The sequence below is a fragment of the Labrenzia sp. OB1 genome, from assembly GCF_001624695.1.
Lineage (GTDB): Bacteria > Pseudomonadota > Alphaproteobacteria > Rhizobiales > Stappiaceae > Roseibium.
Map to the genome: position 1 here is coordinate 112,542 of NZ_JSEP01000017.1, position 13,820 is coordinate 126,361.

The 13,820-nt window shown below is 58.8% G+C and carries 12 protein-coding genes and 1 other RNA gene; 3 read left to right on the top strand and 10 right to left on the bottom strand.

All coding sequences use genetic code 11. From position 1 onward, the window contains the following. Positions 1 to 4 precede the first annotated feature (4 nt). The 7 genes from OA90_RS20345 to rnpB all read right to left on the bottom strand — a co-directional run bounded on the left by OA90_RS20345 (position 5) and on the right by rnpB (position 7,554). Positions 5 to 1,435 carry a UDP-N-acetylmuramoylalanyl-D-glutamyl-2,6-diaminopimelate--D-alanyl-D-alanine ligase gene (locus tag OA90_RS20345; protein ID WP_068416554.1) on the bottom strand — a complete coding sequence of 477 codons (1,431 nt, stop codon included), beginning with the start codon at positions 1,433 to 1,435 and terminating at the stop codon, positions 5 to 7. Then, positions 1,432 to 2,901, bottom strand: coding sequence for a UDP-N-acetylmuramoyl-L-alanyl-D-glutamate--2,6-diaminopimelate ligase (locus OA90_RS20350; protein WP_068416557.1), 1,470 nt, complete (start codon positions 2,899 to 2,901; stop codon positions 1,432 to 1,434). Before OA90_RS20350 ends, OA90_RS20345 begins: the two co-directional genes overlap by 4 nt. Before the next feature lie 144 nt (positions 2,902 to 3,045). Continuing rightward, positions 3,046 to 4,758 carry a penicillin-binding protein 2 gene (locus tag OA90_RS20355; RefSeq protein ID WP_068416565.1) on the bottom strand — a complete coding sequence of 571 codons (1,713 nt, stop codon included), beginning with the start codon at positions 4,756 to 4,758 and terminating at the stop codon, positions 3,046 to 3,048. A gap of 10 nt (positions 4,759 to 4,768) precedes the next feature. Beyond that, entirely contained in the window at positions 4,769 to 5,122 is a 354-nt protein-coding gene (locus OA90_RS20360) for a hypothetical protein (protein ID WP_068416567.1), read from the bottom strand. 1 nt (position 5,123) lies between these two features. Next, entirely contained in the window at positions 5,124 to 6,164 is a 1,041-nt protein-coding gene (gene rsmH / locus OA90_RS20365; RefSeq protein ID WP_068416569.1) for a 16S rRNA (cytosine(1402)-N(4))-methyltransferase RsmH, read from the bottom strand. After that, the gene (locus OA90_RS20370; protein ID WP_068416571.1) at positions 6,161 to 6,628 is read right to left on the bottom strand and encodes a division/cell wall cluster transcriptional repressor MraZ; all 468 of its coding nucleotides are present in this window, start codon (positions 6,626 to 6,628) and stop codon (positions 6,161 to 6,163) included. Before OA90_RS20370 ends, rsmH begins: the two co-directional genes overlap by 4 nt. 516 nt (positions 6,629 to 7,144) lie before the next feature. After that, positions 7,145 to 7,554, bottom strand: an RNA gene (gene rnpB / locus OA90_RS20375) — RNase P RNA component class A. 330 nt (positions 7,555 to 7,884) lie between these two features. Here rnpB and OA90_RS20380 point away from each other — a divergent pair. Further along, positions 7,885 to 8,487 carry a hypothetical protein gene (locus tag OA90_RS20380; RefSeq protein ID WP_068416574.1) on the top strand — a complete coding sequence of 201 codons (603 nt, stop codon included), beginning with the start codon at positions 7,885 to 7,887 and terminating at the stop codon, positions 8,485 to 8,487. Between the two features lie 14 nt (positions 8,488 to 8,501). Beyond that, entirely contained in the window at positions 8,502 to 10,187 is a 1,686-nt protein-coding gene (locus tag OA90_RS20385; RefSeq protein ID WP_068416576.1) for a methyl-accepting chemotaxis protein, read from the top strand. Positions 10,188 to 10,312: 125 nt separating this feature from the next. Here OA90_RS20385 and OA90_RS20390 read toward each other — a convergent pair whose 3' ends face one another. Beyond that, positions 10,313 to 11,785 carry a PLP-dependent aminotransferase family protein gene (locus tag OA90_RS20390; protein WP_068416581.1) on the bottom strand — a complete coding sequence of 491 codons (1,473 nt, stop codon included), beginning with the start codon at positions 11,783 to 11,785 and terminating at the stop codon, positions 10,313 to 10,315. A gap of 83 nt (positions 11,786 to 11,868) precedes the next feature. Here OA90_RS20390 and OA90_RS20395 point away from each other — a divergent pair, with 83 nt between their 5' ends. After that, the gene (locus OA90_RS20395) at positions 11,869 to 12,558 is read left to right on the top strand and encodes a pyridoxamine 5'-phosphate oxidase family protein (protein ID WP_068416583.1); all 690 of its coding nucleotides are present in this window, start codon (positions 11,869 to 11,871) and stop codon (positions 12,556 to 12,558) included. A 95-nt stretch (positions 12,559 to 12,653) separates the two neighbouring features. On the opposite strand, the gene OA90_RS20400 is transcribed toward OA90_RS20395, so the two are convergent. Further along, positions 12,654 to 13,100, bottom strand: a complete 447-nt coding sequence (locus OA90_RS20400; RefSeq protein ID WP_068416640.1) for a transglycosylase SLT domain-containing protein — start codon at positions 13,098 to 13,100, stop codon at positions 12,654 to 12,656. 449 nt (positions 13,101 to 13,549) lie between these two features. Next, a partial coding sequence (locus tag OA90_RS28115; protein WP_156510520.1) for an integrase core domain-containing protein occupies positions 13,550 to 13,820 on the bottom strand: 271 nt, incomplete at its 5' end.

Genomic DNA, 13,820 nt, shown 5'->3' on the forward strand with positions numbered 1-13,820 from the left:
TCCCTTATGCCGCCGCGCTGTCTTCCGCAGGCGGGTATTCTCTTTTCAGGGCCTCCACAAGCGGGCCCATCCGGGTTCCGAGCGATCCCTTGATCATAACAACATCGCCCGGCCGTACCTCGCTCAAAAGCACGTCTTCCAGATCTTTTGCGTCCTCGCAGTAATGCCCCCGAAGATCGTGTGGCAGCTCTTTCCAGAGCGCATGCATATGCGGGCCTGCACAATAGACCGCGTCTATGTGCGCATCGCTGATCGGCTTAAGAAGCTCGGCATGAAGGCGGTCGGCATCCTCGCCGAGTTCACGCATATCGCCGATGACCGCGATGCGGCGGCCGGGCCGCTTGATCGGCGCCTCTCCCAGAACGGCAAACGCGGCACGCATGGAGGCTGGGTTGGCATTATAGCTTTCATCGATGAGATTGAGTTCGCCGTCCGGCAGCGGCAACCGGCTCACCTGCCCGCGCCCCTTGGGTGCGCGCATGGTGTCCAGCGCGAGGCCGGCCTTGGCAAGGTCGGCGCCGAGATCCGCCACGGCGGTCAGGACGGCAAGGCTGTTTTTCACATGGTGCTTGCCGGGCGCGCCGATCTTGTAGGTAATTTCCTGACCCAGAATAACGGCGTCCACACTCGACCCGGCCGGATAGCCGACCGTCTTTTCAATATGGCTGTCGGCGGCCGGATTTTCGCCGAACGTATGAATCCTGGAAACTCCGGCTGTCGCAGCCAGAAATTTCAGCAGATCGAACTGAAGATTGTCCCTGTTGAGGATGGCGACACCGCCGGGCTCCAGGCCTTCGAAAATTTCGGCTTTCGCCTTGGCGATCTTCTCCACGGAGTCGAAATACTCAAGATGAACCGGCTGGACCGTTGTGATGATCGCCGCATGCGGGCGCACCATCTTGACCAGAGGAATGATTTCCCCCGCATGGTTCATGCCAATTTCGAAAATGCCGTAGTTGGTGTCCTTCGGCATGCGCGCGAGGGTGAGCGGCACACCCCAGTGATTGTTGAAAGACGCGACAGAAGCATGCACCTTTCCGGAAGGTTCGAGAGCAAGCCGGAGGGCTTCCTTGGTTCCCGTCTTGCCGACGGAGCCTGTCACCGCCACGATGCGGGCATCGGTGCGGGCGCGGGCAGCGGTCGCGAGACCGCGCAGTGCTTCCAGCGGATCGGCCACCACGACATAACGGCCGTCATCGGGCAAATCCATCAGACTCTCCTCGGCAACCAGCGCAAGTGACGCCCCTGCGTCCAGCGCAGCGGCGACATAGTCGTGGCCGTCCAGCCGGTCACCCTTGATCGCAACGAAGGCATCGCCGGTTTCAAGCGTACGGCTGTCGATGGATATTCCGGTAATGTCCGCGCCAATATCGCCTTTGGCGCTGCCACCGGCAGCTTCAACAAAGGCATCCAATGTCCAAAGCGGGTCGCTCATGTGTTTCCTTCAACGCTTATGGCGCGCATAACGGCTTCGTGATCCGAAAAGGGAATCACTGTGTCGCCAACAATCTGGCCGGTTTCATGACCTTTTCCCGCCACACACAGGATATCGCCCTTCGCCAGTTGCCGGACACCTTCCGCGATTGCCTCGAACCGGTCGCCGATCTCCAGTGCATCCGGCGCCCCCTGCCGCACCGCCTCGCGGATCGTTGCAGGGTCTTCGGAGCGGGGATTGTCGTCAGTGATGATCACCAGATCCGCATGCCGGGCGGCGGCTTCGCCCATCAGAACGCGCTTGCCCGGGTCCCTGTCGCCACCGGCGCCCACCACGACGGAAAGTGCTCCCTCCGTGAACGGCCGCAAGGCGGCAAGTGCATTGTCCAGCGCATCCGGCTTGTGGGCGTAGTCGACAAAAACCAGTCCGCCGGTCCTGGTTTTTCCGGCAAGTTCAAGCCGGCCGGGTGCGCCCTTCAGGTTTTCCAGCGCACGCAGAGCCGTGCCGGTATCGATCCCTGCCGCGATCGCAAGCCCCGCGGCGACCAGTGCATTGGAAACCTGGAAGCGGCCGATCAGTGGCAGGGTCACTTTGTACTCGCCGCGAACCGTCTGCAAAGTCAGCTGCTGCGCCGCACCGGCGGGCTTTCTCCCGGTTAGCTTGAGATCCCTGCCTGTTTCACCAACGGTCAGAACGGGAAGTCCGCGTGTTTCGGCGACTGCCAGAACCCGATCGGCGTATTTCTCGCCCGGGTCGACCACCACCGTTCCTCCCACCGGGAGCAGTTCGGAAAAAAGGCGCAGCTTGGCGTTCAGGTAGTCCTCGATGCTCGCGTGATAATCCATATGATCGCGGCCGAGGTTCGTGAAGGCTGCTGCCGTCAGCCGCACACCGTCGAGACGAAACTGATCAAGCCCGTGGGAAGAAGCCTCCAGCGCGGCATGGTTGATCCCTTCGGCCTCAAGGTCCGAAAGTTCTTTGTGAAGCGCCACCGGATCGGGCGTCGTTAGGCCGCCATAGCTTTCACCGTCCGGCCTGATTGTTCCCAGGGTTCCCAGGCTCGCTGCCGGATGTCCGGCGGCTTGAAAAATCTGGCGGGCAAAGTGGGCTACCGAGGTTTTTCCGGCTGTTCCCGTAACCGCGACAATCGTATCCGGCTGGGCGCCGTAAAACCGGGCGGCCATTCTGGCAAAAACCTGACGGGGCTCATGTGCACCCAGGACGACCGTATGCTGCGGACAGCTGTCACGCACCGCCGCCACTGCATCGTCGGAGCACAGAATCGCAACAGCCCCGGCTGCGACCGCATTCGCGGCGAAGCGTGTTCCATCAACGGATACACCTTTGAAGGCCGCGAACAGAAAGCCGGGTTCAACTTTCCGGCTGTCTGCTGTCAAACCAGTTATTTTCAGGCTGCCAGCCGCATCCGGCAATGTCAGGCCGGCTGCTAAATATTCAAGATCCATCTCATCCGATCATCCGGTTCGTGCGTCGTCTTGCAGTCGCTGTGGATGAAGACCGGATAACGGCTGCGACCCCGCCGGTCTTCAAAACGTTCCTAGAACAGTCTGCGGTCATTTGAACGCAGTAATTCAGGAAGTTATATCTCCTTAGTAGGAAATCTCGATCGGTTCATCCCCCTTGCCGAAACGCGGCATGACACCAAGCATCGGCGCCGAACGCCGGATGATTGCCCCCACAGTCGGCGCAGTGTTGAGACCGGCAGTTGCCCCAATGCCCTCACGCTCCGGTTTTGGCTCATCCAGAACAACCAGCACCACATATCGCGGATCGTCCATCGGAAATGCCGACAGGAAGGAATTCCGGCGCTTGTCGTTGATGTAACGGCCGTTCTCGATCTTTTCGGCAGTACCGGTCTTGCCGCCGACCGTATATCCTGGCACGTCTGACCTGCGTCCGGATCCGGACAGCACATTGAGGCGGAAAAGATACCGCATCATCCGGCTGACGTCCGGAGAAATAACTTGTTTGGCAACGGCTTGAACCTCTTCCTGGCTCCTCGGCAGGAAAGTCGGCGGATAAAGTTTGCCGCCATTCACCAACGCCGCCGCCGCAACAGCTGTCTGCATCGGCGTTACGGAAATACCGTGACCGAAGGAGATCGTCATGGCCGCCAGTTCGTTCCATTTTGGCGGCAGCAGAGGCGCTGCGTTTTCAGGCAGCTCCGTCTTCAGACGCTCCGTCAGATGCAGGCGCTTGAAGAATTCCTGCTGCCTGGAAATGCCGGTTGCCAGCATCATTTTCGCGGTGCCGATATTGGACGAATAAATGAAGATTTCGGGCACGGAGAGAATGCGGTTTTTCCCGTGGAAATCCGTAATCGTACGCCCCGCCGCCCGGATCGGCCGGGTTGCATCGAAGCTGTCGTTGATGGAGACCGTTCCTGAATCCAGCGCCATAGCGACTGTGAAGGCCTTGAACACCGACCCCATTTCGAAGACGCCCCCGGTGGCCCGGTTCAACCGGTCCTTTTCCAGCGCCTGGGACCTGTCATTCGGATCGTAATCCGGCAGGGAAGACATCGCGACGACCTCTCCGGTCTTCGCGTCGAGCACGATCCCGGCCGCTGCAATCGCCCTGTAGCGCTCCATCGCCTTGACCAGTTCGTCCCGCACCACATGCTGAACGCGCAGATCGACGGAAAGGCGCACCGGCTCTATCGTCCGGTCGGAGGCAAAACCCAGCGACTGGAGTTCGGCAAGCCAGGCATCATCGATGTATTTCTCGATCCCCGCGAGCCCCTGATTGTCCACATTGACGGAGCCAACAATGTGCCCGGCGGTCGGCCCACCCGGATAGAAACGCTGATTTTCCGACAGGAATCCTATTCCCGGAAGACCAAGATTATGCACCTGCTCCGCCTGCCGGGGTGTCATCTCCCGTTTAAGCCAGACAAAACCCGTACCGCTTTCCAGACGCCGGCGTACGGTATTTTGCTCCAGATCCGGCAGGACCCGGATCAAGCCTTCGAGCGCCTCATCCACATCGAGGATGCGGCGCGGTTCGGCGTAAAGCGAAGTAGTCTTGATGTCCGTTGCCAGAATTTCGCCATTGCGGTCGATGAGATCCGGGCGCGAGGCGGCAACTGAATCCTGGGCGGAGATCCATGCTGTCGACGGGGCCTCTTCCATCTGGGCAAGAAGCACCAGCCGACCACCTATCGCCGCATAAACGCAGGCAAAGGCCAGCATGGCGACGTAAACACGGGATTTGACGGCGCTGGAAGAAACAGAGCCGCGCGCTGCTCTTGGTTGCGCGCGCCGTACCTGGAGGAAGCTTGCCGGTTCACTTACCAATGTCATGATCTGCTCCTCACCGGATCACTGCCGAGGAGCCGGCATAGCCGCCCATCTGGTTGCCGCCGATCGGCTCGAGCATGACCGGACGGGCTGGAAGATCTTCCGGCGTCACGATCTGCTTCACATCCAGGGGTTCCAGTTGCAGATAGTCGTTGTAGCGCGCAACAAGGGACTGGAGACGATCCGGCTTGTTCAAAAGGCTCCATTCCGCCTTCAAGAGCTGGATCGTGTCCCGTTCCTCGTCGATCTGGCGTTGAAGCTCGGCAACCTTTTCGGCGGATTTCGTCGCGGCCAACTTCATGTCGTAAACCGTCGCCGCACCGATCACGACCGCAAGAATGAACAGGATGTTCAGCGTTCGAACCACTTTAGCCCCCTAACCCATGAAATTCCGCAAGCCTTGGAACGCCCGCCGCATGTATATCCAGATCTCGCGCGGCAGCCTCTGTCCGCAGCCCCGCCCGGAGCTTCGCAGAGCGCGCACGCGGATTGACATCTGTTTCGTCCACCGCCGCTTCAACCGCCTTGCGCGTCAGCAACTCGAATGTCGCTGGTGGTACATCCTGCTCCGGCATATGGCGTGACCCGCCCCCACGCGTGCGCGTCCTGTCCTGAAAGAAGCGCTTGACGATCCGGTCTTCCAGGGAATGGAAACTCACCAGCACCAGACGTCCACCGGGCTTCAGAATGCGCTCGGCGGCACCAAGCGCTTCCGCAGCCTGATGCAACTCGCCGTTCACATAAATCCGCAACGCCTGAAAGGTGCGGGTCGCCGGATGGATCTGCGCCTTTTTCGGCGAGCGGCCAAGTGCCTTTTCGATCAGCCCAGCCAGTTCAAGCGTCCGGGAAAACGGTTTTTCCTTGCGAGCGGCATCGATCGCATGAGCTACGGTGGTCGCGCGCTTTTCTTCGCCAAGCAAACCGATGACCCGGATCAGGTCTTTTACAGGAAGTTCGTTCACAACTTCGGCGGCGGAAGGCCCGGCCTGCTCCATGCGCATATCCAGAGGACCGTCGCGCAGGAAGGAAAATCCCCGGCCGGCCTCATCGAGCTGCATGGAAGACACACCGAGATCCAGCACCACACCGTCAACCGCATCAAAGCCGTTGTCGCGTGCATGAGTTTCAAGGCCAGCGAACTGCCCTTGCACCAGGACCAGGCGTCCGCCGGCATCCTTCACCAGCCCCTGCCCGCCTGCAATCGCGTCCGGGTCCCTGTCGACACCAAGAACCCTTGCACCCAGATCCAGAACCGCGCGCGAGTATCCGCCTGCGCCGAACGTGCCGTCTATGATCACTTGATCCGGCTTCGGGTCAAGCCATCTGAGAACCTCTGTCAGGAGAACCGGCACATGACGCATGGGTCCGCCAGCGGCAGGAAACATGTCCTTGTCGCCGAGCGCCATCATGCCGACTCTCCTTGAGAGGATGCGGGGGGCTGCCCCGACAACATCGCGAGCGCGCGCTTTTGAGCCTCTGCGCGATACTCGCGGAACTTTTCCGGTTCCCAGATCTGGAACTTGTATTTCATGCCGACAAAAGTCACCTGATCGGTGATGCCGGTATGGTCGCGGATCATGTCGGAAATGGTCATGCGACCATCTCCGTCGATCTTCGGGTTCTCGCTGGCGCCGAAAAGCGCAACGGCGAGCGCATCGTGATCCGGCGACAGTTTCGCGAATGCTTCCGAGCGCTTTTCAATCTCGGCAAGCAGTTCGTTTCCGCCGGCATCAACTGCCTGGCAGTGGGAAGAGCTGATGCAATAAAGGCCTTCAAATCCATCTCTCGCCAACACCGCGCGAAAAGACGCCGGGATCGATACACGACCCTTGGCGTCCAGCCGGTTGGTAAAGTGAGAAACAAAGCCGGCCATAAATCCCCTCGAACGGGTTTCCACCCGTCAACTCCGAAACGAAAACACCCTGACGAGAAGAAAGGCCGACAACCTGCCAGAACGTGCAATTTGCAAATACGGCTCTTGCCGAGCCGTTAAATTGCCGCCCTTAGCCCAACTCATACGGGCCCGCGCTCCCCAATTTGGGTTCTTATGGGATATCATGGGAAATCATGGGTGGTCAATGGAATCTCATGGATTCCGGCTAGATTTGATCGCACACGACCCCATCGACTGACCTTAGACCAAACATGCTTAATGAAGCCTTGACAGAAAAGAAGAATCGGATGGGCAGGTTTACGGAGGTTTTGACCGCCCGCACACGCGAACCCGGCAAAATCTGCCTCGTTGCAAAGACTTGTGGAGAATGAGAGGCCTGCCCGGGACAAGGCGCTTCCCTGGCTCCGCATCGGCGCACCCGCCATCTCTTTCCGGTCAGGAAGCGCACTCCGGCCATTTCATGAAGATGGCCGGACATCTACTTGTCGCAATAGAAACGCCAGCCGGCCTGTAAGCCGGGTTCTGTACGGCCCGCTTGCGCGGACGTGACAGCCATTCATCTGGGACGCCTGTTGCCAGACGCCTCACGCAACCAACCCGGACAGCTGACCTGGAAACCGGCCTGGATCCGGATTGCTCCGGGTCCGCGCTGCCCCTATTCGGTCTTGCTCCCGGTGGGGTTTACCATGCCGCCTCTGTTGCCAGCTGCGCGGTGGGCTCTTACCCCACCCTTTCACCCTTACCCCGACCCTGTCTTGCGACCGGCCGGGGCGGTTTGCTTTCTGTGGCACTGTCCCTAAGGTCACCCTCGCCGGGCGTTACCCGGCACCGTGTTTCCATGGAGCCCGGACTTTCCTCCCCCGCGGCCTTTCGGCACTTGCGGCAGCGGCTGTCCGGCCGACTGGCGCCTGCGGACTTAAGTGGCTTTGAGCCCAAGGTCAAGCAAGGCAACACCGCAGCTTCGAAACATGATGCCGGCCGGCACGGCTACCAGAAAATACCTCTCCGCCCGCCCTACGCCAGCCGAGGCACCCCAAAACACAATCAGACCAAGAAAAACACCAAATACAATTACAGGTAGATAAATTCAAAAATAGACATAAATATTAGATAGTTAATCCTAAATATCGTAATTTGTAACAATACGAAATTCAAGGAATCATTCAACAGTCCATTTAGGTAACATTAAGTGTTTTACCTCATTTTACTCAAACAATTATTCACGGAGAAATTCCATGCGCATATTGCACGCCTGTTTACCGATGGCTTTGCTATTTTCATCGGGGGCATTCGCTGAAACTGCACCTGACCCCGAGGCGCTGATCACACCTGCCGTAATCGAGAGCGTGGGGGAATGGTTGGCAAACCCAATCGTCGCGCTGTCGATCAACGCTCAGAACAATCTTCGTGGCGCGCTCTCGCAAGCAGATATCGATGCGCTTGACACGCAATGGCGCGCTGAGCGTGAGGCAACCGACAAACCGCTGATATCCGCTACGCTGTCCGCCCCGCTGTCAATCTACCTTCTCAGGGTTCAGGCCAATTCACTGGGTCTTTATCCGGAAATCTTCGTCATGGACGCCAATGGCCTCAATGTCGGCCAGAGCGCGATCACGGGAGATTACTGGCAGGGCGATGAGGACAAGTTCCAGAAAACCTTTCCGGGCGGACCGAACACGGTATTCATCGATGCAGCGGAATGGGACGAGGATCGCAAGATCTGGCGCGCCCAGCTCAACATGTCGGTTACGGATCCGGAAACCGACAAAGTGATCGGCGCCGCAACAGTGGAATTCAACCTGACAGAACTTATGCGTCGCCAGACGCCGAATTCGTGAACGGATAGACCATAATGCTCAAGAACCTCTCAGTCAGCAAGAAGATCGCCGCCGGCTTTCTGGGCCTGGCGCTCATCGGTGCCGTCGCAGGCGGCACAAGTGCATACGAGACCATGTCAGCTCGCGAGGAAGTCAATGCAGCAAACGCATTGTCAACCCTGAACACGCAGACCGCTGAACTGGCCGAAAAAATCGTCGGACAAGCGCTGGCAGTCAAATCGTTCCTCCTGACCGGAAATCGTGACTGGCTTGCCAGATCCAAGGAACTGGACAGTGAGATTTCCGGTCAGTTCGCAGAAGTCGAAACCCTGATCTCGGAGACTTCACCCGAGTTCAAGACCAACCTCGACGAGCTCAAGACAAACTGGCAGAACTGGTACTCTCAGATCGCGTCACGGCAGGTCGAGCTCATGCGGACGCCCGAAACCGTCGACCTGGCCCGCGCGATAGAGTTGACGCCTGAAAGCGCGACGCTTCTCGAGGCAGTACAGCAGGTCAGCAGAAGCTTCACCGACGCGGTAGGCGCCAAACGGGTGGCGTCCGGAGAGCGGCAGAACGCGGCCCTGCAGACGGTGGAGATCGTTGCCATCGCCAGTGCTGTGGTGCTCACGGTACTGGCCACGTTCCTCGGCTTTTTGAACCACATGCTGATTTCCGTCCCTCTGTCCCGGCTTTCAGGTGTCACTGAAGCCCTGGCAACCGGCGACACGTCGCAAAACGTCGATCAAACCGACAGGGGCGATGAAATCGGTCTGCTCGGACGGGCTCTCGGGGTTTTCCGGGAAAACCTGATCCGCACGCGCGAACTGGAAGCCGCCACGGCCCAGGACCGGGAGAACGCCGAACTGCAAAAGCGGCAGGAAATGGAAAATGTCGCAAGTGGTTTCGAAACCACTGTTCTCAGCATCTACAACGGCATGATTTCCAAGCTCGACGAACTGACGTCTTCGGCTGGCTCCCTGTCGAATATTGCCAACAACACGACTGACGAGGCGCTTTCGGTGTCTGCAGCAGCTGAGCAGGCCACCAACAACGTCAATACGGTGGCAAGCGCGACGGAAGAACTGTCCGCCTCGATCCGTGCCATCACCGAGCAGGTTCGCTCTTCCTCGGAAATCGCACAAAACGCGGAAACAGAAGTTGAGCGTTCCAATCAGGCCGTCTCGAGCCTGCAGCAGGTGGTTGCGCGTATCGGCGACGTCACCAAACTGATCACCGACATCGCGGAACAGACCAACCTGCTGGCTCTGAACGCAACGATCGAAGCGGCCCGGGCCGGGGAAGCCGGCAAGGGGTTTGCCGTGGTCGCTTCCGAAGTCAAGGCATTGGCCGCGCAGACGTCCAAGGCGACTGAAGAAATCGATCGCCAGATCACCGAAATGCGCCAGGCTGCGGACGCTTCCACGGAAGCCACCGGATCTGTCGCGGACATGGTCCGCAAGATCACAGAGAACACGTCCGCCATGTCCGGAGCCGCGGAAGAGCAGAACCTGGCGACGACCGAAATCGCCAGCAGCGTCGCCGAAGCGGCGCAGGGTACCGAAGGTGTGTCCCGTTCCATCTCGGAAGTCAGTCATGCGGCTGGCGAGACCGCCAAGCTGGGTACTGCCATGAACTCTGCTGTCAGCGACCTGCATGACCAGTCCAACAGTCTGCGCCAAGCGATGGACGACTTCCTGGTCAAAGTGCGCGCGGCCTGAGGAAAACATCCTCTTAAAACGGACCTCGCTCGCGAAAGCCAGCCTTACCTCCCGCGGTGGACATCTGCCGCGGGAGTTTTCGTTTCCAGGCTTCTGACACTTCCCGGCAGGTGCCCTGCCCGCTTTCACGCATCAACAGTTTGCTCGAGCAAATTGCCCAATGTGTCGACGCCTGCGGAGATCTGTTCCGGCGTTGCTCCCGCGAAACCGATGATCAGCCCGGATTGTTTGTACTCGCCGAGAAAACACTTGCTGAGTGCAGAGACAGCGAAGCCTGATCTGTGCATTGCCCGCGCCAGAGCCCGATCGTCGAGTTCTTCTCGAAATGTAAGCGCAACCTGTACGTTGCCGGCCGGTGGCTCGACATCGATCCAGTTGCCCAGGCGGCCCTTCAGCGCGCTCACGAGCATCTCGCCTCTTTCAAGGTAGACACGCCGGATCAGTTTCAGGTGCTTCTGATAGGCGCCGTTATCCATGAAGTTGGCCAGGGCGGCCTGTGCCTGAACGTTGGCGGCACAGCCCATGTTGCGCATGAGTTGCGACAGCGGCTCCACCAGAAGCTCGGGAACGACACAAAAGGCAATGTGCAGACCCGGCATGAGGCTTTTCGAGAAGGTGCCCAGGTAGATGACCTGCCCCTCTCCAGCAAGGCCGTACAGAGCGGCGACAGGACGCCCGGAAAACAGAAACTCGCTGTCATAGTCATCTTCCAGAATGACAGCCCCCGCGGAGCGCGCTGCCTCAAGAAGGCCAAGACGCCGGGCAAGCGGCATGCGAGCGCCGAGCGGATAGTGATGGGATGGCGTTACGTAAATGAGTTTCGGCGGCCTGTCTCCCGTTGTCATTCCAGCTGCATCCGCCCCTTGCTCATCCGTGGGCAACGGCCGGATCCTGAACCCTGCGGAGTGAAATGCCGTTCGAGCACCCAGATATCCCGGCTCTTCCAGCCAGACCTCATCTCCGGTGTCCGCAAGCGCCTGAGACAAGAGAGCCAGACTTGCCTGCATGGAACAGGTGATCAGAATCTGATCGGGATCGGCCCGGACGCCACGCTCTGCCGCCAGATGGCGGGAAAGCTGCCGCTTCAGGGCGGGAACACCTGAAAAATTCCGGTATTGCAGATCCGCGCTGCGTTCAAGCCTCGCGGCGCGGCGCAGACAGCGCGCCCATTCCTCATAAGGAAAACAGTCCAGCGCGGGCGCTCCCGGCTGAAGCGACCCGTGACGTGCAACCCAGCCATCTCCGTGGAAATCCACTGCTAGCATCCGGCCGCGCCGCGACAACGCGGGCATTGAGGAAGGTTCCGGCGTTCCAGCAGACACGCCATCGGGAAACAGCCCTTCCGCGATCCTCGGGGCCGCTCCCGCACGGACGGAAATGATGCCTTCTGCCTGCAGAAGCTCGTAAGCGGTGTTCACCGTGTTTCTTGCAACATCAAGGAGCGAAGCCAGGCGGCGGGTCGATGGCAGTCTTACCCCTGACGGCAACAGGCCAGCCCGCACAGCTTCCCGCAGGCCCCGATAGATTTGTTCCGGCAGGGGAATGTCACCCGACCGGTCGAGGGTCAATATGCCGTCTGGAAAAACTGGTTCTGTCATATTTCGAAAACCGGACCTTTCATGGATCCAATTTATCGGCGACATCACAAAAAACAAGTTGGATATTGAAAGGGTGACAAGCCATGACGTCCTCGGACAAGACCTCTTCGGAGCAACAGCAATCCATTGACCCGCCGGTTTTCGCCAAAATCCGGCAAATGAAGCGTGGCAGTTATGACCGCGACCTCGCCTACGAAATCCTCGACACCGGTCTGATTGCTCACTGCGGCTTCATTCATGAAAACCGACCTATGATCATTCCCATGGCTTATGCCCGGATCGGCAACAGGCTCTATATCCACGGCGCCAGTACCACGCGCATCATCAAGGCGAATTCCGCCGGTGTGCCTGCCAGTGCGACAGTCACACTGATCGACGGTCTTGTGGTCGCCCGGGCGGCATTTCATCACTCGATGAATTATCGCTGCGCTGTCGTCCACGGGACAGCAAGACTGGTGGAGGAGCCGAGGGAACAGGTAAGAGCGCTCGCGGCCATAACCGACCACCTCTTGCCGGGGCGCTGGAACGAATGCCGTCAGATGCTGCCGAAGGAACACAAGGCGACCGGCGTCCTCTCACTTGAGATCGAGCACGTTAGCACAAAGGTGCGCACGGGAGGCCCCGTCGATGACAGCGAAGATTTGGGAACGGATGTCTGGGCCGGAATTGTTCCGATCACCGAGGCCCTCGGCCAGCCCCTCACCGCGCCCGAAGTACCGGACCACACACCTTTGCCTCCATCCATCTCCGCCGCGCGTCGCAAATTCGCCTAGGGCGTTGAACAGACAAAGAAAAACCCCGATGACAATCAACGGGGTTTCACCATCTCGTGGCCGGTTGCCGTTCGCAGAACCAGTACCGCAGCCGATCAGTTCGAGGCAAGGATCCGTTGGACCTTGCCGCAGTAACGGCGGCTGACCGGGTTCATCCGTTTCGCGAAATGGCCTGCATTGTAACGCAGGATGGTGCCGCACAGATCGCCGTTGGCACGATCATGAGCCCCGGCGAGATATTTCATACCCCATTCCAGATTGGTTGCCGGATCGTAGAGCGCCTTGGTCGCCCCTCTATAACCGATGCCCCTGGCGGTCGCCGGTTTGATCTGCATCAGTCCGACTTCACCGGCCCTGCCGCGCGCCTTCGGATTGAAGTTGCTTTCCACCTCGACCACCGCCTTGGCAATCTTGACCGGCACACCGTGCTTGGCAGCCGCCTTGCGGATCAGCTTCGCGTATCTGTCCTTGCGACTGACGGATTTGGCCGACCTGGTGCCTGTAAGCGCGGCAACCTGGGTTCCCTTGCCCTTGTCGATGATGTGAAGGATCGGTTCGGAACCCGACCCTGTCGCCAGAGCTGCCGGGGCAGAAAGTGTTGTGGCATAGGCGAAAAGGCATAGTGCGCCAGTAAGTGTCTTCAATGACCGTAACATTCAGTCCAGCCCTTTTGGTTATTCGTTGCAATTGAACTCGGGGCGGAGAAATGACGGAGCTATGGGACCAAAATAGGCGCGTCAAAATCACGAATTATTTCAAATTACTTCAATTTCTTACATGAAATTGGTGCAAAAATTCGTCAAAGACTGCGGTTTATGGCAAAAAGAGGCCCGAATTCAGGCGCCAGGGAGGCAGTCCTGAGAAAGTTTGTGACACCGCTGAATTTTTATTGCGAAGAAATTGCTGCACTGCGGAAACGAACAGAGCCGTCATGCTTTCACAAGGGCCATTCTTGTCGTTTTTCCCTAGGTGTGGTTTCCAATGAGGTTGTTCATTGATTTTGGATCAATCGGCTGATCGGTGTTTTGAAGTTAATGCCGCCATGTGGCCTTTGGCAATTGTAGATATGGAGCCATCGTTGCAATGCGGCGTTCCTTTGCTCTGAGCTTTTGTACGGCACGCCGTAGGCCCATTCTTCCTGGAGGGTTTTGATGAAGCGTTCGGCCTTTCCGTTCGTCTGGGGCGTGTAGGGTCTGGTTCGGATGTGTCTTGCACCGAGCTGCTGTGTGGTTGCGGCAAAGAGGTTTGATCGGTAACCGACG